The following is a 1,244-nucleotide window of genomic DNA, read 5'->3' as shown; positions in this document are numbered from 1 at the left end:
AGTTGCCTGCGCGTCACACCCAGCTTCCTACCGGGTTCCGTCCCCATGCGGGGACGGAACCCGAAGGTTGATCACAACCACACACAGGCCCTAGTAGGGCTTGGTCAGGTTGGTGTTGATGATGCGTGTCCTGTGGGTCCGGTGTGTCGTTGAGGTTGCGTGACGCCGGAGGAAATTGCATCTGTGCGTGGTGAGTTGGAAGATCTCGCTGCAGAGGTCTTCGAGCCGTTCGCGCGTAATGATCAGCGTCGGTGGGGGCAGGTCTACCTGCGGGGTCTGCTCACCGATGGGCAGCGCAAGTCGGTCGAGCCGATGGCTGCCCGGCTGGGCGAGGACGGGAACCGGCAGGCGCTTGCCCATTTCGTGACGACGAGCCCGTGGGATCCGGCGCACGTGCGGGCCCGGCTGGCCTGGCAGATGGAAGCGGCGATCCGGCCGAGGGCGCTGATCTTCGACGACACCGGGTTCCTCAAGGACGGTAACGCCTCGGCGTGCGTGTCGCGGCAGTACACCGGCACCGCGGGCAAGGTCACCAACTGCCAGGTCGGCGTATCGCTGCACCTGGCCTCGGACCATGCCTCGGCGGCGGTCGACTGGCGGCTGTTCCTGCCCGAGACCTGGGCCCCCGGGTCCGCGAAGGCCCACCCGGACAAGGTCGCCCGCCGCACTGCCTGCGGCATTCCCGACGACATCGGGCACGTGGAGAAATGGCAGCTCGCACTCGACATGCTCGACGAGACCCGCTCGTGGGGCATCGAGGTGCCGCTGGCCGTCGCGGACGCCGGCTACGGCGACGCCGCCGCCTTCCGGCTCGGCCTGCAGGCCCGCGGCCTCAACTACGTGGTCGGGATCTCCACCACGCTCACGGCCCAGCCCAGCCCAGCGAAGCCGTGCCAGTAGCCGCGCCTTATCCGGGGACGGGACGGCCGCCGGTGGCAAAGTACCCGGACAAGCCGCAGTCGGTGAAACAGCTGGCCATCGCAGCGGGCCGGAAAGCTGCCAAGCCCGTGCAATGGCGGGAGGGCTCCCGCCCCGGCACGGACCGCAGCGGCTTCAAACGGATGTACTCGCGGTTCGTCACCCTGCGGATCCGGCCCGCCGGACGCGAGACCGTCCGGGCCACTGACGGAGTCGAGCTGCCCGAATGCTGTGAGGTGACCCCCGGAACGTGGACACAGGGGTTTACGCCACGAGTGAGAGTTTAGCCGTTGTGTGGTGCTGCTGTTCGAACTCCATCGGGGACA

Annotated in this window: 1 pseudogene; it reads left to right on the top strand. The window is 68.0% G+C overall.

The window, feature by feature from the left end:
- Nucleotides 1-159 precede the first annotated feature (159 nt).
- Nucleotides 160-1,148: pseudogene (locus ACWGJY_RS37535) on the top strand (IS701 family transposase); the annotation flags it as partial.
- Between the last annotated feature and the right edge of the window lie 96 nt (nucleotides 1,149-1,244).

It is taken from the genome of Streptomyces sp. NPDC054765 (assembly GCF_053612065.1).
The sequence above is the reverse complement of the archived record's forward strand: the minus strand, read 5'-3'. Positions and strand labels throughout refer to the sequence as shown.